The 21,563-nt window shown below is 35.9% G+C and carries 20 protein-coding genes; 5 read left to right on the top strand and 15 right to left on the bottom strand.

Features of this window, described 5'->3' with window-relative positions:
- Nucleotides 1–20: 20 nt before the first annotated feature.
- The 8 genes from glyS to rpsU all read right to left on the bottom strand — a co-directional run bounded on the left by glyS (nucleotide 21) and on the right by rpsU (nucleotide 7,156).
- Entirely contained in the window at nucleotides 21–2,090 is a 2,070-nt protein-coding gene (gene glyS / locus H3R21_RS01280) for a glycine--tRNA ligase subunit beta (RefSeq protein ID WP_198182459.1), read from the bottom strand.
- Nucleotides 2,083–3,000 (bottom strand): glycine--tRNA ligase subunit alpha, encoded by a 918-nt coding sequence (gene glyQ, locus H3R21_RS01275; RefSeq protein WP_074425307.1) that lies wholly within the window; start codon nucleotides 2,998–3,000, stop codon nucleotides 2,083–2,085. Before glyQ ends, glyS begins: the two co-directional genes overlap by 8 nt.
- 239 nt (nucleotides 3,001–3,239) lie before the next feature.
- A complete protein-coding gene (gene recO / locus H3R21_RS01270) occupies nucleotides 3,240–3,995 on the bottom strand; it encodes a DNA repair protein RecO (RefSeq protein WP_198182456.1) in 756 nt (251 codons plus the stop codon).
- Nucleotide 3,996: 1 nt separating this feature from the next.
- On the bottom strand, nucleotides 3,997–4,905 hold the full coding sequence (gene era / locus H3R21_RS01265) for a GTPase Era (RefSeq protein WP_198182454.1): 909 nt from the start codon (nucleotides 4,903–4,905) through the stop codon (nucleotides 3,997–3,999).
- Entirely contained in the window at nucleotides 4,905–5,429 is a 525-nt protein-coding gene (gene ybeY, locus H3R21_RS01260; protein ID WP_198183051.1) for an rRNA maturation RNase YbeY, read from the bottom strand. The genes era and ybeY overlap by 1 nt, the downstream gene beginning before the upstream one ends.
- Nucleotides 5,429–6,385 carry a PhoH family protein gene (locus H3R21_RS01255; RefSeq protein ID WP_198182452.1) on the bottom strand — a complete coding sequence of 319 codons (957 nt, stop codon included), beginning with the start codon at nucleotides 6,383–6,385 and terminating at the stop codon, nucleotides 5,429–5,431. Before H3R21_RS01255 ends, ybeY begins: the two co-directional genes overlap by 1 nt.
- A 17-nt stretch (nucleotides 6,386–6,402) precedes the next feature.
- A complete protein-coding gene (locus tag H3R21_RS01250; RefSeq protein WP_198182450.1) occupies nucleotides 6,403–6,846 on the bottom strand; it encodes a GatB/YqeY domain-containing protein in 444 nt (147 codons plus the stop codon).
- 133 nt (nucleotides 6,847–6,979) lie between these two features.
- Nucleotides 6,980–7,156 carry a 30S ribosomal protein S21 gene (gene rpsU / locus H3R21_RS01245; protein WP_046306945.1) on the bottom strand — a complete coding sequence of 59 codons (177 nt, stop codon included), beginning with the start codon at nucleotides 7,154–7,156 and terminating at the stop codon, nucleotides 6,980–6,982.
- A 178-nt stretch (nucleotides 7,157–7,334) separates the two neighbouring features.
- Here rpsU and H3R21_RS01240 point away from each other — a divergent pair, with 178 nt between their 5' ends.
- From H3R21_RS01240 to H3R21_RS01230, 3 genes are all read left to right on the top strand, one after another.
- On the top strand, nucleotides 7,335–8,162 hold the full coding sequence (locus tag H3R21_RS01240; protein ID WP_046306951.1) for a pyruvate, water dikinase regulatory protein: 828 nt from the start codon (nucleotides 7,335–7,337) through the stop codon (nucleotides 8,160–8,162).
- Between the two features lie 120 nt (nucleotides 8,163–8,282).
- The gene (gene msrA, locus H3R21_RS01235) at nucleotides 8,283–8,828 is read left to right on the top strand and encodes a peptide-methionine (S)-S-oxide reductase MsrA (protein WP_198182448.1); all 546 of its coding nucleotides are present in this window, start codon (nucleotides 8,283–8,285) and stop codon (nucleotides 8,826–8,828) included.
- A 229-nt stretch (nucleotides 8,829–9,057) separates the two neighbouring features.
- Nucleotides 9,058–9,936, top strand: a complete 879-nt coding sequence (locus tag H3R21_RS01230) for a YitT family protein (RefSeq protein WP_198182445.1) — start codon at nucleotides 9,058–9,060, stop codon at nucleotides 9,934–9,936.
- 51 nt (nucleotides 9,937–9,987) lie between these two features.
- Here H3R21_RS01230 and msrB read toward each other — a convergent pair whose 3' ends face one another.
- Nucleotides 9,988–10,416, bottom strand: a complete 429-nt coding sequence (gene msrB / locus H3R21_RS01225; protein ID WP_198182443.1) for a peptide-methionine (R)-S-oxide reductase MsrB — start codon at nucleotides 10,414–10,416, stop codon at nucleotides 9,988–9,990.
- A gap of 147 nt (nucleotides 10,417–10,563) precedes the next feature.
- Here msrB and H3R21_RS01220 point away from each other — a divergent pair, with 147 nt between their 5' ends.
- Both H3R21_RS01220 and tpx read left to right on the top strand, forming a co-directional pair.
- Nucleotides 10,564–11,757, top strand: a complete 1,194-nt coding sequence (locus tag H3R21_RS01220; RefSeq protein WP_198182441.1) for an aminotransferase class I/II-fold pyridoxal phosphate-dependent enzyme — start codon at nucleotides 10,564–10,566, stop codon at nucleotides 11,755–11,757.
- Between the two features lie 79 nt (nucleotides 11,758–11,836).
- The gene (tpx, locus tag H3R21_RS01215; RefSeq protein ID WP_046306957.1) at nucleotides 11,837–12,340 is read left to right on the top strand and encodes a thiol peroxidase; all 504 of its coding nucleotides are present in this window, start codon (nucleotides 11,837–11,839) and stop codon (nucleotides 12,338–12,340) included.
- Nucleotides 12,341–13,200: 860 nt separating this feature from the next.
- On the opposite strand, the gene galE is transcribed toward tpx, so the two are convergent.
- The 6 genes from galE to H3R21_RS01185 form a co-directional block, all read right to left on the bottom strand.
- Nucleotides 13,201–14,223 (bottom strand): UDP-glucose 4-epimerase GalE, encoded by a 1,023-nt coding sequence (gene galE, locus H3R21_RS01210; protein ID WP_198182439.1) that lies wholly within the window; start codon nucleotides 14,221–14,223, stop codon nucleotides 13,201–13,203.
- 433 nt (nucleotides 14,224–14,656) lie between these two features.
- The gene (locus H3R21_RS01205) at nucleotides 14,657–15,157 is read right to left on the bottom strand and encodes an NUDIX hydrolase (RefSeq protein ID WP_198182437.1); all 501 of its coding nucleotides are present in this window, start codon (nucleotides 15,155–15,157) and stop codon (nucleotides 14,657–14,659) included.
- Nucleotides 15,158–15,223: 66 nt separating this feature from the next.
- Nucleotides 15,224–17,068 carry an aspartate--tRNA ligase gene (gene aspS / locus H3R21_RS01200; RefSeq protein WP_198182435.1) on the bottom strand — a complete coding sequence of 615 codons (1,845 nt, stop codon included), beginning with the start codon at nucleotides 17,066–17,068 and terminating at the stop codon, nucleotides 15,224–15,226.
- Nucleotides 17,069–17,076: 8 nt separating this feature from the next.
- The gene (hisS, locus tag H3R21_RS01195; protein WP_198182433.1) at nucleotides 17,077–18,363 is read right to left on the bottom strand and encodes a histidine--tRNA ligase; all 1,287 of its coding nucleotides are present in this window, start codon (nucleotides 18,361–18,363) and stop codon (nucleotides 17,077–17,079) included.
- Between the two features lie 270 nt (nucleotides 18,364–18,633).
- A complete protein-coding gene (gene dtd, locus H3R21_RS01190) occupies nucleotides 18,634–19,071 on the bottom strand; it encodes a D-aminoacyl-tRNA deacylase (protein ID WP_198182431.1) in 438 nt (145 codons plus the stop codon).
- Entirely contained in the window at nucleotides 19,071–21,308 is a 2,238-nt protein-coding gene (locus H3R21_RS01185; RefSeq protein WP_198182429.1) for a bifunctional (p)ppGpp synthetase/guanosine-3',5'-bis(diphosphate) 3'-pyrophosphohydrolase, read from the bottom strand. Before H3R21_RS01185 ends, dtd begins: the two co-directional genes overlap by 1 nt.
- Nucleotides 21,309–21,563: the final 255 nt, after the last annotated feature.

Raw genomic sequence — 21,563 nt, 5'->3', positions numbered from 1 at the left:
TTTTCACCTACTTTGATAAATTATTTAATGACTAGCTTACTTAGATCACCTAAATGTTCAGCAAGCTGTGCCACTGCACCTAATTGATTTAACCGATTGTTCTTAATTGCTTCATCCTTATCCAAAATCATATTGTTTTCGAAATAGAAATTGATAACTGGTTGTAATTTAACAAAACCATCATAAAGTTGCGTTAAATCAGTTAAGTCTTGTAAATTGTTGACACCAGAGTAAAGTTCTTTTTCACTTTCGTTAACAAACAAGTCTGGATTAACGACATTATTTCCTTTATGTTTAGCCTTTTTCAAAATATTGTTGATTCTAATAAGACTTTCAACAACAGGTCTAAACTGCTCGTCGTCATGATGTAATTGCAGAACATTAGCTGCTGCTAAAATTTGAATTGGATCCTGTTGACTTGATGCAAGCACTGCATCGATAATGTCATATTTGTAGTTGTTTTTAGTCAGATACTGGTTAATCCGGTCACGGATGAAGGATGCAATTTCTGCTTCTTTTTCATCAGACTTAGGTAACTTAGCGGGGGTTTTTCCGTTCAATGCAGAAACAAGTTCAGGCAAAACTTTGTTGAAGGCTAATGACCACTTTTGATTAATTAAAATACGTACAATTCCATAAGCGTAACGACGTAAGGCGTAAGGATCATTAGATGAAGTTGGAATCATATCTACAGCAAAGAAAGTGATGATTGTATCAAGTTTGTCGGCAACTGAAAGTAATGAACCTACTACAGTTTCTGGTAACTCACCTTCTGAAGTGGTTGGCATGTAGTGTTCTTTGATTGCAATCGCAACATCATCTTTTTCACCAGCAAGTTTTGCATAGTGCATACCCATTACACCCTGTAACTCAGCAAATTCGCCAACCATTTGAGTTACAAGATCAAATTTATACAATTCACTAGCACGATCAAAGTCCTTGATAGTTTGATCATCAAGATTCCATTGCTTTGCGAGGTAATCACCAATTATACGTACACGTTCCATTTTTTCAGACATAGAGCCAATTTTGTCATGAAAAGAAACATTCTTAAGCTTATCGACAAAATGACTAAGGGGATACTTACGATCTTCATCGTAGAAAAATTGTGCATCGTCTAATCTGGCAACTAAAACTTTTTCGTTGCCAGAAATAACATTCTCTAAATAATCCTTATTTCCATTACGTACGGAAATAAAATGATTAATTAATTGGTTATCCTTATTATAAACTTCAAAGTAACGCTGGTTATCCTTCATTGAGGTAATCAATACCTCTTGAGGCATTTCAAGATACTTTTTATCAAAAGAGCCAGCAAAGACAGTTGGATATTCAACCAAATTAGTTACTTCTTCAAGTAAGTTAGCATCCATCTTGATTTTCCAATTGTTTTGTTTAACCAGCTCATTCATTTGGTCAACTATCATTTCTTTACGCTTCTTAGCGTCAGCAATGACAAATTGATCTCTTAAAGCATCTTCATAATCATCAGCATTGGCTAAAACAACTGAATCACCCAAAAAGCGGTGGCCTTCAGTCTTTCGACCTGCAGTGATATCAAGAATTTGAACAGGAACGACCTCATTGCCAAGCAAAGAAACCAACCAGTGAATTGGTCGAACAAATTCAAAGTCATTTGAATCGCCCCAACGCATTTTAGTTGGGAAAGTCATTGCCTTAATAATGTCACTCATTCCTAAAAGAATGTCAGTAGCTTTTTCACCTTCTTTTTGGACGTGAATATAAGCATATTCTGTGCCTTTTAGGTCTTCAAAGTAAATATCGTCAGTAGTCATATTTTGACCACGAACGAAACCTTGAGCAGCCTTAGTCCAATTTTCATCTTGATCCAAAGCAATCTTCTTGGCAGGTCCCTTTTTTATTTCATCAATATCTTCTTGCTTTTCAGCCAAATCCTCAACCAAAATAGTTAATCGACGTGGTGTAGAAAAAGTTTTGATATCCTTAAACTTTAAGCCATTTTCTTTCAAGAACTTTTGAGTTCTGTCAGCAAGTTGTTTAACGCTTTTTGCAACAACATGTGCTGGCATTTCTTCTGTTCCAATTTCAAATAAATAGTCTTTAGTCATTTTCAAGCCCCGCTTTCTTGTCTTCTGCGCTTTTCAGTAAAGGGAAGCCTCTTTTTTCTCGTTCTTCAACAAAACATACAGCCACTTCATGGGCCATATTTCTAATTCTAGCTAAATATCCTGCACGTTCTGTAACAGAGACTGCTCCCCGAGCATCTAGCAAATTAAAGGTATGTGAGCACTTCAAAATATAATCATAAGCTGGTTGAACTAGATTTAACTTGATTAGTTCTTTCGCTGTTCTTTCGTACACGTCAAAGAACTTCAACAAGTCATCTTGATTAGATTCTTCAAAAGCATATTTAGAGTTTTCGTATTCTGCTTCTTTAAAGATGTCACGGTATAAAACGCCATTTCCCCATTCCAAGTCAAAAACGGAGTTTACATCTTGAATATAGGAAGCAAGTCTTTCAACACCATATGTAATTTCACTCATAGTTGGTTTAACGTCAAGTTCACCAACAGTTTGGAAATAAGTAAATTGACTTACTTCCATTCCGTCAAGCCAGACTTCCCAGCCAACACCAGCACAACCCATTGATGGGTTTTCCCAGTTATCCTCAACAAAACGAATATCATGCTCTAATGGATTAATACCCAAAACCTTAAGACTATCTAAGTAGTATTGCTGAATTTGGTCAGGAGCAGGTTTGATAACTACTTGGAATTGGTGGTGTTGAAATAAACGGTTAGGATTGTCACCATAGCGTCCATCTGCGGGACGTCTAGAAGGCTCAACATAACATGCAGCCCATGGTTCAGGTCCAACAGCCCTTAAGAAAGTATATGGACTCATGGTACCAGCACCTTTTTCAACATCGTAAGATGGCATTACCATACATCCCTTAGAAGACCAAAACTCTTCTAATTTAAAAATCATGTCTTGAATTGTTATTTTTTTCTGTGCCATTTTTCTTCCTCCCTGCATCAGGCCATAAAAAAAGCCTATGCAACACTGCATAGGGACGATTTATCGCGGTTCCACCCTAATTCAGGGATATTTCCCTGCTCTTAATTAGTTTGACTAGAGGTGCCGTTTCCCAGATGTCCTTCCACTATCTAACATTCGCTTTACTGGTACTTTTTTTAATCCTCATCTTCGTCAAAATACAATAGTATTTTACCATAATCATATTTTAATCTAAAGGATTAGGTAAATAAATTAAGCTCATCAAGAAACTTTTTTGTTTTTAAGTTTAAATCAATAGTTTCTTGATATATTCGATCAATTGCTTTTCGTGTAGCTTTTTTTGTATCCTGATTAATTTTTATTGTGCCTAAACGTGAAAATGGAATTAAGCCAATCGTTCTTAGAACTGCAGTTTCTTTTGGCTGCAAATGCAAGCGGGAAGCATCAGTATAGAGGTGATTGCTACAAATGATTCCACCCTTAACAATTGAATAATCAAAGTCACCGGTCTCTTTACCACAAATCACACAATGACGCAATTCAGGTTCAACCCCATAAGCTGCTAAAAGTTGCATTTGGATTGTCTGAGTAATCATTTCAGCATCCTCGCCATCGTTGATTTTTGTAAGAGCTAGACTTGTTAAATCATAGTACTTACCTAAATCCTGATACTCGACAAAAGCATGGTCAACTAAGTCCAAAATAAATGAGGCATAGGCATTTTTTGTTAGGTCATTAAAGATGCCATCAAACTGCTTAACATTTTTATAGGTGCGGAGATTGCTTAGACCTTGTCCAGAAGAAACAATCACATATGTACCGTAAGAAAAGTTTAGCAGACTCGCACCTAATTTAGACTTAGGCTTAAGTGCACCACGAGCAATCATTGTAATAATCCCGCTATTTTTCGTTATTATTTTAGCTAAAAGGTCTGCCTCATGAAATTTTTGACGCTTAAAGATAATTCCTTGTACTTCTTTTAGCTCTTTGCTCATTTTACGAAAGATCCTTGGAATTATAACCGATTTGCTTCAAAAATCTTGGATCAGAGCGCCAGTTTCGCTGAACTTTCACCCATAACTTAAGATTGACTTTTTCACCTAGGAGTTCTTCAATTTGTTTGCGAGACTTGATGCCAATCTGTTTTAACATGGCACCACCCTTACCAATGATGATGCCTTTTTGTCCACTTTTTTCAACATAAATAGTTGCTTCAATTTGTAGCTTGTTATTTTCATGTTGATTCATTCGTTCAACCCAAACAGCAGCTGCATGTGGAACTTCTTCAGCAGTTAATTTTAAAATTTGCTCACGAATCAGTTCAGCAACCATGAAGTACTCAGGACGATCTGTAATTTGTTCGGGATCATAATAATCTGGCCCTTCAGGCAAATATTCGCGCAGTACTTCGATCAAGTCAGCAATTCCGACGCCTTGAGTAGCAGATATTGGTAAAAACTCTTTGAAAACATCAAGTTTGTGATACTCATCAATTATTGGCAAAAGTTCATTAGGATTAACCTGATCAACCTTATTTATAAGTAGAAGAATTGGAACATTTACTTTTTTAAGTTGCTCGATAATATACTCATCACCACGTCCCATTTTTTCTGGTTCCACCATAAATAAGATCAGGTCAACATCTTTTAGGCTTGAAAAACTTGCCTTATCCATGTAGTCGTCAAGTTCTAAATGTGGCTTAAAAATTCCTGGTGTATCAACAAAGACAACCTGCATATCATCAGTAGTATATATACCGGAGATTTTATTTCTGGTTGTTTGCGGCTTATTAGAAGTAATTGCCACCTTTTGACCAACTAAATAGTTCATCAAAGTCGATTTTCCAACGTTTGGTCGCCCAACTAGAGCTACAAAACCTGATTTATTTTTTGTTTCTTGAGACATTATTTACCTCTGCCTTCATCCAATTGATCAGGGTATAATGGCAAACCATAAGTTTCCAAAACTTTGCCCTGAATGCCAAACATTTCTTTTGCTTCCGCTGGATCGATATGGTCATAACCATTAAGATGTAAAAAGCCATGAACAAGTGTATAGCCAAATTCACGATACCAGCCCGTGCCATATTCTTCACTATGACGCTTGATTACACTAGGACACATAAAAAGATCACCGATGTCTTCGCGAAATTCAGGATCATCGCTGAAAATAGCCAAATCCAAATTATCGCCACCATCTTCAATGGCAAATGAAATTACATCTGTTGGGCGATCTTTTCCACGATATTTTTTATTAATTTCTTGGCTACGCTTTTCGTCAACAAAATTAATACTCATTTCTAAATTGGTGTCTTTGCTAATTTCATTTTTTGCAAGTAACAAAAGCTGAGAAATCCAATCTTCCCAATTTTCATCACTATCTTTTAAAAAGCCAACCTCATCGTTATAGGTAATATCGATTGGTGTAATCAATGTTTTTCTTCTTCCTTTTCATAAGCACTGATAATTTTAGCGACAACTGGATGTCTTACGACGTCATTAGCTGAGAAATGAATAAACTTAATCTGACTAATATTCTTTAAGATATGTTGCGCATCAATTAAGCCACTGCGTTGACGACCAGGTAAATCAACCTGTGTCATGTCGCCGTTAACAATCATTTTTGAATTAAAGCCAAGTCTAGTTAGAAACATTTTCATTTGTGCGTCAGTCGTGTTTTGTGCTTCATCCAAAATTACGAAAGCATCATCTAATGTACGGCCACGCATGTAAGCTAAAGGTGCAACTTCAATTACCCCACGCTCCATCAAATGATCTGTTGTATTCGTTCCCAAAATTGAGTAGAGAGAATCATAGATTGGACGCAAATACGGGTCAACTTTTTCTTTCAAATCACCAGGCAAAAAGCCAAGTGACTCCCCTGCTTCAACGGCAGGTCTAGTAAGAACAATCTTAGACACTTCACCCTTTTTGAAAGCTGCTACTGCGCAAACAACTGCCAAAAAAGTCTTTCCAGTACCAGCTGGACCGATACCAAAAACAACGTCATTTTTTTCAATCGCTTCAACATATTGTTTCTGTCCCATATTTTTGATTCTAATCGGTTTACCTTTAGCATCACGAATTAGAATTTGTTTATAAAGATCAGGGAAATACTCAATTGTGCCTTTTTCAGCCATTTTCATTGCACTAACAACATCTGGAGCACTAATATTAATATTAGCACTAACGATGTTGTCAAGAGCTTTCAAAACAGCCAGCGTCTTTTTAATACTATCGTCATTGCCTTCAATCACGATTTGATTTCCGGTATCAACAATTGTTGCATCGTATCCTTCGGCCAGTATGCTTAAGTTTCTATCATTAACCCCTACAAGTTTTTGAATATTTTCAGCATTTTTAGGAATAAAAGTAGTTTGAGCCAAATAATTGCTCCTTTTCTTTAGTTAAGGTGATTGCGAACTGCGTCAGAAGCTACTTTACCATCAGCTTTACCCTTAATTTTTGGCATGAGCACTTTCATTACTTTGCCAAATTCAGATTTACTTGTTGCACCTGCTTCTTTAATTGCTTCAGTAACAAGGTCCTCAAGTTCTTCTTTTGAAAGTTGCTTTGGCATATAGCTTTCAACAACAGCAAGTTCTTTCTTAGTATCTTCAGCTAAATCTTCACGTTTAGCTTTTGTAAAGTCTTCGATTGATTCTTCACGTTGTTTTTTCTCACGGTTGAGAACTGTTAGTTCTTCATCTGGAGTAAGATCATGACCAACCTTAATCTTTTCGTTCATTAAAGCAGACTTAATCATTCTTACGGTATTCAATTTAATCTTATCGCGAGATTTCATTGCTTCTTTCATGTCAGACATTATTTGTTCAGATAAACTCAAAGTAAACTCCCTCTTTCTAAAAAGTATAGCTAAATTATACCAAATTCTATAAGTAATGATTAGCAAATTAGCAATAAAACTAGTATTTGTGGCACAAAAAAACTTCTATCAACTTGATAGAAGTTTTTGGTTATTAATAATGCTTACGCTTCCGAGCTGCTTCAGATTTCAGCTTTCTGCGGACACTAGGTTTTTCATAAAACTCACGTTTACGGTATTCTTGCAAAGTACCACTTCTTGAAACGGAACGTTTGAAACGACGAAGAGCATCATCAATAGACTCGTTTTCGTGAACGACTGTCTTGGCCATATGTGATCCCTCCTTCCATTTCTTGACGTTACCGCCATACATTTATATCAATTATATCAAACCATCCTCCACGGTCAATACAAAAGAGTAATATTTTTTGCGATTTCTTATTTTTTTCTACTAAATCTGTAAAAGATTTTTATTAAAATGTATAATTAAAATAAAAAAGGAGCAAATAATGGCTGAAAATACACCAAAAAAAGAAGTTAACATAGTAATTATTTCCGATTCTGCGGGAGATACAGCGTTTAATAATGCAGTTGCTGCTGCAGCACAATTCCCTGATGCAGAAATCAACTATCGTAGATACCCATTTATTATTAGCAAGGAAAAGCTTGAAGAAACATTTAAAGAAATTGAGCAATATCCAAATCTAATTCTCATCTACAGTTTAGTAAAAGATGAAATGCAGATCCCAGTTATTAGGTTTGTACGTGAACATCATATTGAGAGCATCGATATTCTTTCTCCTGCTGTCGAAGCAATCCAAAAGGTTACCGGACTTCGTCCACAAATGAAAGTTGGTGCGCAACATAAAATGAACCAAAAATACTTTGATCGTATTTCTGCGATGGAATTTGCAGTTATGTACGATGATGGTAAAGATCCGAAAGGATTTTTGGAAGCTGACGTTGTGCTACTAGGCGTTTCAAGAACCTCTAAAACCCCACTTTCCCTGTTCTTAGCAAATAAAAATTTGAAAGTTGCTAATCTTCCTTTAGTTCCTGACACTCATATTCCTAAAGAAATATATCAGGTAGATCCAAAGAAAATCATCGGTCTCACAAATGATTTATCTGTTCTAAACGAAATTAGACGTCAACGAATGATTTCTTATGGCTTAAACCCAGACACTACTTATTCAAATACTGATGCAATTAAGGCTGAGCTTGACTCTGCTCAAAAGCTCTACGACAAATTGGGCTGCTTTGTCATCAATGTTGCCCATCGATCAATAGAAGAAACTGCTGCTTTAATTTTAGACCACTTGGGTATCGAAGACTAATTAATATTGAAGCTATTTTGAATTCTTACGTAAACCGTATTGGTTGCGGACTATTGCCCCTTGAAATACAATTAGTCTAATTATCAATTTAAGTGCTTTTTAAAAAGAAAGTGTGGACATATGACTAACAAACAATCTGATAATCACGGCTTTGATACAGCAATATTTGCTGGTGGTTGCTTTTGGTGTATGGTAAAACCATTCGACTCCTTACCTGGAATCAAAAAAGTTGTTTCTGGCTATACCGGTGGCCACGTTGCTAATCCAACATATGAAGAAGTTTGCTCTGGAACTACTGGACATACTGAAGCGGTACAGATTACTTTTGATCCTGAAACTATGCCATATGATCAATTACTACAATACTATTGGCAAGTAACTGATCCTACTGATGCTTCCGGTCAATTTCAAGATCGTGGTGATAATTATCGTCCGGTAATTTTTTATAATTCTCCTGCGCAAAAAGAGGCAGCTGAAAAATCCAAGGCTGATTTACAAAATAGTGGTAAATTCTCTGAACCGATTGTCACAAGTATTGAACCTGCTTGTCCCTTTTACCCAGCTGAAGAATATCACCAAGACTTCTATAAAAAAGATCCACTTAGATACCAACTAGAAGAATCCGGTGGTCGTGATGCCTTTATAAAAGAACATTGGCAAGATTAATTTTAAAATTTTAGAAATTGAGATCATTTTAAGTAATAATAGTGTTAGTATAAAATGCAACAGTTTTAGATAAAGTTCAGTGAGCTTAAGCTAAAAGCAATTTTGCATTTATCAAGCAATCAGTCTAAAACCTGGTTGCTTTTTTGTTAAAATTAATTGCTGAAACTGATATTATGACCGAATTGATGTTGCTAGATTATGAAATAAACTATAAAGGACTCAAAATTTAATGGACAAACTAGATACTTTCAATAGGCGTTACAGCCTACTTTCCAAAATCTCCGCTTCTTTTTTCTATTCATTAGCAGTTGCAATTGCCTTAAATTTCTTTTGGCAGCCTGGCCATATGTATTCATCGGGAATTACTGGTTTTGCACAGTTGATTAATACGCTGAGTTCACGTTTTTTACCCTTCACTTTATCAACGTCTGTAATGTACTTTGCGTTAAACTTACCAATACTTTTAATTGCATGGCTTAAAATAGGTCATAAATTCACCTTGTTTACAATAATCACAGTCATCTTGGGCTCGATTATGATGCGTGTAATTCATCCAATAGATATGCATGTTGACCCATTAGTTTGTGCACTTTTTGGTGGTATGATCAATGGTATGGGAACCGGATTTGCACTAAAGAACGGGATTTCAACTGGTGGACTAGATATTATTGGCATTGTGATTCGGAAAAAAACCGGTGCAAGTTACGGTAAGGTTAGTATTATGATCAATTTAATTATTATTGCTGCGGCGGGCTTTGCTTTTGGCTGGAATCGCGCCTTATATTCTGCTTTGACAATTTTTATCAACGGACGAGTAATAGATGCAATTTATACCCAACATCAAAAATTGCAAGTTACAATTGTCACTGATCAGCCTCAGGCAATTATTGATGGTATTCAGGAAAAGATGCACCGTGGGATCACAATTTTTCATGATGTTGAAGGAGCCTATAGTCATATTGAGAAAAAAGTTTTGATTACAGTCATTGATCGTTACGATATGTACGACGTTTTACAAATCGTTAAGAAAAGTGATCCCTATGCTTTCATGAGTGTTACTGAAGTAGAAAAAGTATATGGAAGCTTTAAGGAACAAGAAATTGTTTAAACTAAAAACTGCACTTCAATAATTGAAATGCAGTTTTTTATTGCCTTTTTATTAAAAAAGCTTCTTGTATTCACCATATCCTTTTTCTTCAAGTTCATTATAAGGAATAAAAGTTAAAGCTGATGAATTAATACAGTACCTCAAGCCACCTTGGTCGATTGGCCCATCATTGAATACGTGTCCTAAATGGGAGTCAGCGTCTGGACTCTTTACTTCTGTACGTTCCATGCCTAGCGACTGATCGCGATTGTAAACTAATTTTTTTATTGGCTTTGTAAAACTTGGCCAACCACAACCAGCGTCATATTTATCTTCACTAGAAAACAGAGGTTCTCCCGAAACAACATCAACGTAAATGCCCTTTTGATAGAAATCATCGTACTTGCCCTTAAAAGGATAATCAGTTGCGGCGTGTTGGGTAACTTCAAATTGGTCTTTTGACAGTTTTTTTAGTCTTTCGTTTTTCTTTTCTTGATCCATTTTCTCACCTTCTAAATCAACTATAACAAAGTTTCTTTTAATAACCAGTCATAAAGCTTAATAAATTAATACTAATTTATACTTTCCCTCGAACGATACTAGGTTATAATTGTATCTGAATAAAAAAATTAAGAAAGGTTCGTTTTTATGCCAACTTTAGCAAAAAGTTTATCCAATACAATTAACAAAAAGATTAATGAAATTCCAAAATCAGAAATTCGTGCCTTCAGCAATAAAATTTCACAGATTCCAGGAATTATTAAACTGACTGTCGGTGAGCCAGATCTTCAAACACCCGAACGCATAAAACGAGCCGCGATTGAAGACATAAAAAATGATGACTCACACTATGCACCTGAGGCTGGTAAAAAAGAGTATTTAAACGCTGTAAGTGACTATCTGAAAGACAGTTTAGATGTTTACTATAATCCAGCTGATGAAATTTGTGCTACAGTCGGAGTTACAGCAGCACTGAATGTTGCATTGATGTCCGTACTTAACCCTGGCGACAAGGTAATTGTTCCAACACCCGTTTGGGGCGTTTATTTTGGAATTATTAAAATGGCTGGTGGTATTCCAATTGAAGTTGAAACCTCAGAAGACAATTTCATTTTGACTGCTAATCATTTAAAGCGAGTAATGAATAATGAAGGAAAAGGTGCTAAGGCAATCGTGCTGACAGATCCTTCAAATCCAACTGGCCGAGTATATGATAAAGAAGAACTTGAGCAGTTGGCCCAGGTTATTACTGATTACAATTTATTTGCACTTAGTGACGAAATATATGCAGAATTAACCTATAACGACAAGAAGCACTATTCACTTGCTCAGATTATTCCTGAACGTACCATTCTACTCTCCGGTTTGTCAAAGAGCTTCGCAATGACTGGCTGGAGAATTGGCTATATTGCTGGTCCAGCCGAAATTATGAAGACAGTTGTTAAAGTAAGTTCCTTCTTAATTACTTCTGTAACAGATAACGTACAGATTGCAGCTGCCAAAGCATTAGAAGATGGTGAGCAAGACTATGAAGAAGCACGCGCAATTTACGAAAAGCGTCTTCACATCATTCAAACGGGTCTTGAAAAAAATGGCTTTACAATGGCAACACCTGAAGGTGCTTTCTACATTTTTGCCAAAATTCCTGAACATTTTGGTTCAGATGATGTCGCGTTTGCAACTGATTTGGCAAATAAAGCAAAAGTTGGTGTTGTTCCGGGAAGCTATTTTGGTGAAGGCGGCGAAGGCTATGTTCGTCTCTCCTATGCCTCTTCTGAAGAACATCTGCGAACAGCAGTTGACAGAATTACCGATTATGTGCAGGATTTTTTAAATAAATAATAAGCATATTGCTTGAGGATCTCTTCTTCTTTAAGTTAAAATAATTAGTGTTATGTTATTTGCTTAGGGGAGATTTTTAATGAAGATTACAATGAAAAATGAACCATTAACAACTAATGGTCAACCACCTGTTGTTGGCGAAACACTACCTGATTTTAAAGTAAAAAAAACTGATGAATCAGTAGTTAAGATGGCTGATTTAATTATCAAACCAACTTTAATTAGTGTTGTGCCAAATATTAACACTAGCGTCTGCAGCATTTCAACTAAGCGCTTCAACGGTGAAGTTGATAAGTATGAAGATGTTGATTTCTATACTGTTTCAACAAACAGCCCTGTGGAGCAAAAGGATTGGTGTGCTACTGAAAGTGTTGCTAAAATGGAACTATTATCAGATGACCAGCTTGATTTTGGTAAGAAGATGGGGCTATACATTGAGTCGACTGGCGTTGATTCTAGAAGTATTTGGATTGTTGATGCTAATCAGAAAGTTATTTATCAAGAACTCGTTCAAGAAATGACTAACGAACCAAATTACAATGCGGCTTTAGCTTTCTTAGATAATTTAAAGTATTTGAAGTAAAAAAGGCAACTTGCTAATGATGTGAACCCTAAAATTAGGACACTTTATATTAGCTGTTAACTGAGGACTAACTCCGATATTCAATCGAAGTTAGTCCTTTTAGTTTTGATTAATTTTAATTCTGGTGACCTTGAGGAGCAACTTATTATGATAATATCAATCAAACCACACAGCGATTCATAGAGAAATCCCTTAAGCGTTGGCTAATTGTGCTGTAAAAATGGATATCATGATGTTAAACTCAAAAATGTAACGCCTCATAACAAATGTGAAGCATTAATCAATTAGGAAAATGATCGTTTTGAGCAAGATAAAGGGCTAGCGAGCGTTTTCTTCGTCATATTTAAAGTAATTAGGGATTTAAGATAAAACTAAAAAGACTAACACAATCTGAATATCAGGTGTTAGTCTTCAATTATAATATTGAGCTTGTCTTTGATTTAGGAATATATCAAATTCTATGCAGTTTATTTTAAAAGTAACTTGGTCAGCTTCTCAAACATTAGTAGTGAAATTTTGAGGTTTCCGATTCAATTTGTTTCAGCGTATAGCCTTTTTAGTTTCAGGAACAAATATGACGCTTGTAAAACAAATTACCCTTAAAATAGCAAATGCAAATTCTTGCGGCATTTTTGAAGTCATTATAGGAAATAACAATCCTACAATCCAAAATTTAACAGACGTATTAAATTTTTCATCTGTTACAATACCCCATATTTGCTTATTCTGTATTTTTTAACAAAGCTAGAGACATTCTGTCCATTTCCGCTATTCATAATGGATAAGTCGTCAATTCACAGTTTTTATTTTGTTACTTTACCATTTTAAATTATCAAAATCTACATTTGATTCAATCATAGTTATTTACTTTCATAGCCATTAGGATGGCTTGATTGCCATTTCCATGTGTCTCTACACATTTCATCTAAATTCTTTGTTTGCTGCCACTTTAATAAATGATTGGCTTTTTTAGAATCAGCTCTTAACTCTGGAACATCCCCTGGTCTTCTTCCGATAATTTCATAGTTTATTTTTTTACCAGTACACTTTTCAAACGCGTGAACAATATCAAATACGCTATATCCTGACCCACTGCCTATATTGAAAGCCTCATAACCATTAGGAGATTCATCTAATTTTCGAAGTGCACACACAAATGCTTCCGCTAAATCCATTACATGCAAATAGTCTCTAATACAAGTGCCATCTTTGGTAGGATAATCATTTCCAAATACTTTCAATTTTTCAATTTTTCCAATAGCAACTTGAGCAATAAAAGGAGCTAAATTTTTTGGAATTCCACTAGGCTCTTCCCCAATTTCTCCACTTGGATGAGCACCTAAAGGATTGAAAAAGCGTAAACTAATTGAATTTAGTTTTTCTTTTGACAAATCTTTCATAATACTTTCAATTATAGCCTTGGTATTAGCATAAGGGCTTTCAGGCTTTATCGCTTCATCTTCTGTAATAGGAATTTTTTTAGGGTCTCCATATACAGTTGCTGATGAAGCAAATACAAAATTATCGATATTAAATTCTTTCATTAAGCTCAATACATTCAATGTACTAATCAAGTTATTATCATAATACATTAACGGATTTTTTACTGACTCACCAACGGCTTTGTATGCAGCAAGATGAATTACTGCATCGAATTTATTTTCAGCAAATACATTTTCTAGTTCTGCTTTATTTAACAAATTAACTCTATAAAACTTTACAGTTTTTTTCGTTAGTTTCTTAATACTATCTAATACTTCAACGCTAGAGTTGCTCAAATTTTCTATAACTGTAACTTCATAACCACATTCCAACAGTCTTAAAACTGTATGGGAGCCTATATATCCTGTTCCACCCGTAACTAAAACTTTATTTATTTTCATAGTTATTTTACCTCTATTTTAAATTCAGATATTTTTGTTATAGCACTTGCAATATAGTATTTATAGTTACCAAAAAGTTTAAAAACTTCCGGTCCACTATCGACATAATCAACTATGATATTCTTAGAAAGACCATCTAATTACAATCTTTGTTGCAGGATGAATAAATATCTTCTTCTGCTGACTCATAACTCAGTATGTCCTGTATTCTCTCTAAATAATTCATATAAAAAATTTTATCATTTTGTTAAATAGTCCGCAATTTATAGTTTATTTTGGTTTAATAATTATATATTGTTGCAAACACAAGATTTCTTGATTTCAATACAAGTAAAATTAGGTGAAAAAGGCATGCTTATTAAGGAATAAAAGTGCAAATTAAATTTGTCCTAAATTTTGGAGATCACTTCATTAGCAAGTTGATTTTTTTGCTTTAAAAAACAGCTTTTTTAAGTATTGACCATTTTTTAAATGTTTGATCTGCTAGACTAAACGAATTTCTTTTAAGTAAGTATTCTTTAGCCTTCAATACTAATGGCGAAGAGTTTTCCAAGTTAAGCTGATCTAGACTTACTCTGACTGCACCCAATGCATCTTGACCTTCAAACTGGTCAACTTCTGCTGCTAAACTACCATCAGTTTTAGTTACTTCATAAAAAACACAAATATGTTGATTGAAATGCCATTTTTCGTAATCCCATGGATATCTGAATGAAGTTACTCCAATTTGGTGAAAATCTAAAACACTCAATCCTGTTTCTTCCTTCACCTCACGAACAAGGGCATGGTTTAATTCTTCCCCATCTTCAAGACTACCACCGGGTAAGTCATAGCGATTAATATAGGGTCCTCCTAATTTCTTTATTACAACTAAGTCCTTTTTATTACCAATAATGCCGTAACACCCAAAAGCACGATGATATTTTTCAGTCATTAATCTAATCCTTCTTTTTTAGTAACAAAAAAGCATGAAGTACATTTTCATGCTTTTCATTAATCTTTATTCTTCCCAAGTTGAATGGGATGCATAGTCTTTAAGTGCTTGTTCTTGCAACTTGGCATCAATTTGGGCAGCAGCTTCACGGTACTGATCTTCTACCTTAACACCTAAGTCAGTTAACTGCTGTTCGGCTACAGGTGCTGGTGCATGCATCATTGGCTCAGAAGCATTTGCATTCTTAGGGAAAGCAAGTACATCACGAATATTATCTTTTTCGGCAAGTAGCATTGCAAAACGATCTAATCCAATTGCTAAACCAGCATGTGGAGGAAATCCCATGTCTAGGGCTTCAAGTAAGTAGCCAAATTGTTCATAGGCACGCTTCTTAGTAAAGCCCAGTGCTTTAAACATTTTTTCTTGGATTGAACGCTTATGGATACGGATTGAACCTCCACCAAGTTCATCACCATTCATTACGATATCGTAACTACGCGCATGTGCCTTATGTGGATCCGTGTCAAGTAGTTCAATACCCTCATCGTCAGGCATCGTAAATGGATGGTGAGCAGCAATCCATCTACCAATTCCTTCATCATATTCAAATAATGGCCAGTCAACAACCCAGACAAAATCAAACTCATGCTTAGGAATAATATCTGTTTCTTTAGCAAACTCACGACGCAAGTGGTCAAGTGAGTCACAACAAACCTTCCACTTATCAGCTACGAAGACAAGAAGCTCTCCACCTTCAAGGCCAAATTCCTTAATTAATGCACTCTGATTTTCATCATTCAAGAAGCGTGCAATTGGACCAGAAAATTCGCCATCTTCAAATTTAACCCAAGCTAGACCTTTAGCATGGAAGCGTTTGATGTAATCTTGTTTCTTTTCAATTTGCTTACGCGAATATGCCTGCGCACCATTTTTAACAGCTATTCCCTTAACAAAGCCGCCATCAGCGATTGCACCTGAAAAGACCTTAAAGTCACTATCTTTAAAAATAGGACTTAAATCATGAATTAACATACCAAAGCGAATGTCAGGTTTATCAGTACCATAATTATTCATTGCGTCAGTCCATGAAATACGGTCAATTGGAGTCTTCAAATCAATTCCCATAACATCTTTCATAATCTTTTTGAGCAAGCCCTCAGTATAATCCTGTACTTGTTGCTCATCAGTAAATGAAGTTTCCATATCAATTTGGGTAAATTCAGGTTGACGATCTCCTCGTAAATCTTCGTCACGGAAACATCTTGCTAGTTGGTAATACTTATCAAAACCTGCACCCATTAACAGTTGCTTGAATAATTGTGGTGATTGAGGTAGAGCGTAAAAACTTCCAGGATAAATTCGTGAAGGAACTAAATAATCACGTGCCCCTTCAGGAGAAGACTTACCTAATACAGGAGTCTCAATATTAATAAATCCGTTTTGATCGAAATACTCGTGGGTAGCTTGTAAGATTTTTGCCCGCAAAATAATTGCTGATTGTAAGTTAGGACGACGCAAATCTAAGTAACGATACTTTAATCTAGTTTGTTCGCTTACTTCAATATTATCCTTAATTTCAAATGGTGGGTTTTGCGACTTGTTTAAAACGATGATCTCACTGGCATCAACTTCAACTTCACCAGTTTTCATTTCGGGATTAACACTGGAGCGCTTAACCACTTTACCCTTAACTTGAATAACGTATTCGTTACCAAGTGAGTCTGCTGCTTCCATTAATTCTTTACCAGAATCATGGTTAACAACAACTTGAACAATTCCTTCCCGATCACGTAAATCAATGAAAACAAGGCTACCCAAGTTCCGAACGCGTTGAACCCAGCCATAAAGATTAACTTCTTGGTTTAAATAGTCAGCGGTAATGTTGCCACAGTAATTTGTTCTTTTTTCCATTATTTATATTAGTCCTTTAATTTTGCTATATTTTCTTGCATGTTCTCAATATCACTAAACTTTAAATCTAGTGTTTTACCATCTTGTAGGCGTTTAATATTCAAAGCTCCGTTTTCAACTTCCTTTTCGCCAAGGGTAATTACATATTTAGCGTGAACTCGATCAGCCTTTTTAAACTGAGCTTTAAGCTTCTTTTGGTCAACATCGTATTGCACTTTAAAGCCTTGCTTGCGTAGTGCACGTGCAATTTCTACTGTCTTAATTTCAGTCCCTTCACCAATATTAGTAATGAAAAAGTCAATTCCTTCATCAGTAAATAGTGCTGGATTTTGCTTTTGAAGTACAAGCATTAGTCTCTCTTCGCCTATACCAAAACCAACAGCTGGTGTAGCAGGGCCATCGAATTCTTCAACTAGGTGGTTATAGCGACCGCCACCCAAAATTGTTGATTTAGATTGCCAAATACTCTTGTCCTCAACCATGAATTCAAAAATCACGCCAGTATAATAATCAAGCCCACGTACTAGATCATTATCAATTACATACTTGATGCCTAACTGATCCAGCATTGCCAGAATTTTGTCAAAGTTTTCCTTTGCCTCATCGTTGAGATAGTCGATGATCTTAGGAGCGTCATCCAAAAATTGTTGATCTTGCTCATCTTTTGAATCTAGAATTCTAAGAGGGTTTTTCTCCAATCTTCTTTTTGAATCATCAGATAATTGATCTCTTAATGGTTCAAAATAGTTAACAAGAGCATCGTGATAATTTTGACGAACTTCTTCATTGCCTAGTGTGTTAAGGTGCAATTCATAATTCTTCACACCTAATTTAGCTAGCAAATCATGAGCTAATACAATTGTTTCAACATCTGCCAATGAATTGTCGGAGCCAAAGCTTTCAATACCAATTTGATGAAACTCACGCTGACGTCCTGCTTGTGGTCGTTCATAGCGGAATGTTGACTCAATATAGTAAACATTAAGCGGTTTAACAACCTCGGGTGCATAAAGCTTATCTTCGACGTAAGCTCTAACTACACCGGCAGTTCCCTCTGGTCTTAAGGCAATATGTCTCCCACCTTTATCATTAAAGTCATACATTTCTTTTTCAACTACATCGGAGGTTTCACCACTCGAACGAGAAAAAACTTCGTAGTTTTCAAAACTAGGTGTACGAATTTCACGGTAATTTGCCTGTTTAAAAAAATCACGCAGGATTTGCTCTACTTTTTCCCAAGAACCAGATTGGTCTGGCAGAATATCAACTGTTCCTTTCGGCTTTTGTACTTTCATTTAATCATCCTTCTAATAAAAAAAGCGCCCTTGAATAAAATCAAGGGCGCTCTGAGTTAGCACGGTACCACCTTTTACCTGCTGCGAATAACGCTCGCGAAACGATTTATTATCTGGTAAAGGGGTCACAGTTAGCTTTTATCCGTTTTTTCAGCTCAATCCACGGTCTCTGTCAATAAAAATGCTAATCTTCAGTCTTTGTCATTGATAATTCTTTTTTAAGAATATATTTTTGCTGTAAAAATGTCAACTAGATTTAGGTTGAACTTCTTATAAATCTAAAACAATAGTGAACGGACCATCGTTTTCAAGGCTTACTTTCATATCTGCACCAAATTCTCCGGTTGCAACTTCTAAACCATTATCTTCAAGTTCTTGGTTAAAAGCTTCCCAAAGTTCTTTGGATTTTGGCGGTCGCATAGCTTCAATAAAGCTCGGACGATTTCCTTTTTTGGTATCCGCAAGTAAAGTAAATTGACTAACACTCAAAACTTTACCGTCAACGTCTTTAATGCCTAAATTTGTTTTGCCATTCTCATCTTCAAAAATACGCATTTTAGAGATTTTAGCAGCTGCTTTTTTGACTGTTTCTAGGTTATCTCCTTCTTTTAGGCCAACGAGTAAAAGAAGACCTTTTTCAATTTTACCAACGGATTCTCCGTCAATTTTAACATCTGCATGATTAACTCTTTGAATTACAACTCGCATTAATTATCTGCCCTTCTAGTTTCATAAACATCTGGAATGTCGCGTAATTTGGCTAAAATACGATCTAACTTAGCTGAGTTATTAACCGCAACTGTAGCATAAATATGGGCAATGTTGTCCTCATTCACTTTACCAGAAAGATTATTAATATTTGGAGTCAATGAGTTTAGCATTGTAATCACATCACTAAGTAATTTGCTGCGATTATAGCCAAAAACTTCAATATTTGCGTTAAATGATTGTGCGCTACTTTCTTCTACGTTTTCCCATTCAACTTCAATTAGGCGCCCTTGACTATCTTTATTATTTGCAATGTTGCGGCAATCACTTCGGTGGATAGTAACTCCACGTCCTTTAGTAACGTAACCAACTATGTCGTCTCCTGGAACCGGATTACAGCATTTGGCTAAATGAAGCATTAGGTCACTGATTCCTTGAATCATCACACCATTTTTATGCTTGATTTTCATTGTCGCGGAACTATTTTTGGCATTTGACTCTGAAACTGCCTTTTGACCGGAATTTAAAATTTCTTCTTCAAGCTCTTTTTGTCGTTTTCGCTCATTTTCATGCCGAATATCAGCAGTCAACCGGTTGACGACACTGATTGCCGAAAGATCACCAAATCCAATAGAAGCGTACATTTCATCGGCCATGTGATAGTTCATGTCTTCCAATAATTTATCGATATGTTCCTTATCCATAAATTCTTTAGGGGCAAAACCTTGCTCACGCAAATTGTCGGCTACCATTTGCTCGCCTTGTTCGATACTATTTTCCCGGTCAAGGTTTCTAAAGTAGCGTCTAATCTTATTACGTGCACGAGATGTTTTTACAAGATCAATCCAGTCACGTGAAGGGCTGGCATTGGACTGAGTCATGATGTCAATGACGTCGCCGTTTTTCAATTTGTAATCAAGTGGAACAAGTTTGCCGTTAACTTTAGCGCCAACAGCATGACTACCAACTTGGGTGTGGATTTCATAGGCAAAATCTAGAGTTACAGAACCTTTTGGTAATTCGTATACCTCACCTTTTGGTGTGAAAACATAAACACGATCAGAAAAAATCTCGCTCTTAACACTTTTCATGAATTCGCTGGCATCTTGAGTTTCATCTTTAAGCTCAAGAATTTCACGCACCATGTCAAGCTTTTCATTAGAATCGGTTTGCTCAACTCCGTTAAAGTTGCCACGTTTATATGCCCAGTGTGCGGCAACACCGTATTCAGCAACTTCATGCATTTGCTCAGTTCTAATCTGAATTTCAAGTGGACGCCCACCAGGCCCAATAATTGTGGTATGGAGTGACTGGTAGCCGTTAACCTTAGGTACGGCAATGTAGTCTTTAAAGCGTCCTGGCATTGGCTTCCATTTAGTGTGAACTGCACCCAGAACAGCATAACAATCTTTGACAGTATCCACGATAACGCGCACAGCTAGTAAGTCATAGATTTCATTGAAATCCTTATGCTTATTAACCATTTTTTTATAAATGGAATAAATGTGTTTTGGACGTCCTTGAATGTCATACTTGATTCCTAAGCTATCTAAACTACTTTTCAAGGTATTTATCGTGTCATTGATATAGTTTTCGCGTTCACTTCGTTTTAAACTCATCAAATTAACGATACGGTAATATTCCTTAGGATTTAAATAGTGAAAACTCAAGTCTTCAAGTTCCCATTTAATTGTTCCAATACCCAAACGATCAGCAAGTGGCGCATAAATGTCCATCGTTTCTGAAGCAATACGCCGTTGCTTATCAGGTCTTAAATGCTCAAGCGTATGCATATTGTGTAAACGATCGGCTAGTTTAACCATAATTACACGAATATCTTTAGCCATTGCGATTAACATCTTTCGGTGATTTTCGGCCAAAAACTCTTGGTGAGACTTGTACTCGTATTTATTTAGCTTGGTCACACCGTCAACAATAAAAGCAACGTCTTTTCCGAATTTTTCTTTTAATTCATCATTAGTTACATCTGTGTCTTCAACAGTGTCATGTAAAAAACCTGCAGCGATTGTATCAGGATCAAGACCTAAATTAGCTAATGTACCAGCTACCTGAGTTGGATGGACAATATACGGTTGTCCAGAAGCACGTTTCTGATTTGCGTGCGCTTTCTTCGCAAATTGATACGCCTCTTCGATAAAAGCAATCTGCTCATCATCGAGATATTTTTTACAGGCATCAATTACCTGTTCATGCGTCATTTCAACGTATTTTGACATCGAATCCACCCCTTCTATTTATAGATTTGTCTGTCCATCAAGCCAAAGACTTCAAAAATTAGATAAATTAGTCCAAATAACAGATTGTATTTTGCATACTTTAATAATACTAGTAAACAAAAACAAATTGGTAAAAAAAGCAGCCAATATGGCTTCAGGGTAAGTGTTTTAATTAATTTTCCTACTTGATAGCTGACCACGCAATTAAAAACACAAAATAATAAACCTACACGCCAAATTGTTTGAATTCCTAAT

This window comes from Lactobacillus sp. W8172, from assembly GCF_016102055.1.
GTDB lineage: Bacteria > Bacillota > Bacilli > Lactobacillales > Lactobacillaceae > Lactobacillus > Lactobacillus apis_A.
Note: the sequence above shows the minus strand (reverse complement) of the source record. Positions and strands in the feature narration are given on the sequence as shown.